The sequence below is a fragment of the Aminobacter sp. P4_D5 genome, assembly GCF_056401815.1.
Genome location: NZ_JBFUIP010000682.1, coordinates 1 through 725 on the forward strand (window position 1 = coordinate 1; position 725 = coordinate 725).

Here is a 725-nt window from a genome sequence, read left to right on the forward strand (position 1 = left end):
ATCCACGTTCACCACGCGCCCGCCGGCCAGCCCGTCGGCGGGCTCGGAGCGCGGCACGTAGTCCGGGTTGCGGTCGTAGACGACGCGCTGGCCGGAGAGCCAGCGGTCCCGGTTGAAGCGGAAGGGGCCGGAGCCGATGGTCGTGCTGATCTGGCGCGAGGGGTCGGTCTGCGCGTCCTCCTCCCGCATGATCGCGGGGATCTGCCCGACGGCGGAGCCGAGCGCCTGGGTCACGAAGCCGTGCGGGCGGGACAGCCGCATCTCGAAGGTCCGGGCGTCGACCGGCTCCAGCGCGGCGACGCGGGCGCCGAGATGGCTGCCCACCACGTCGCGCGCCATCCAGCGGCGCAGGCTGGCGATCACATCGCGGGTCGTGACGGGCTGCCCGTCGTGGAAGCGCAGCCCCTCGCGCAGGGTGAAGCGCCAGACGAGGCCGTCTGGGCTGACGCTGTGCGCGCCGACCATCTGCGGCTGGGACTCAAGCTTGCTGTCCCACGCGAAGAGCGTCTCGTAGATCGCCAGCCCGTGCATGCGGGTGATGGTGACGGAGACGGAGACCGGGTCGAGCGTGCGGAGGTCGGCATGTGGCACGACACGCAGGATGCGGTTGGGCGGCGGGTTCGCGCCCTGGGCCAAGGCGCTCCCGGCGAGGACCGGCAGGGTCAGCAGCGCGGCGGCGATTGCGCGACGGGCGTGTTCGAGGGCCACAACAGGCGTCCTTCCGG

At 72.8% G+C, this 725-nt stretch carries 1 protein-coding gene; it reads right to left on the reverse strand.

Annotated features, from left to right (window positions below):
* On the reverse strand, positions 1-708 hold a 708-nt coding region (locus tag AC1DWF_RS34305), incomplete at its 3' end, for an ABC transporter substrate-binding protein (RefSeq protein ID WP_476842947.1).
* Positions 709-725: the final 17 nt, after the last annotated feature.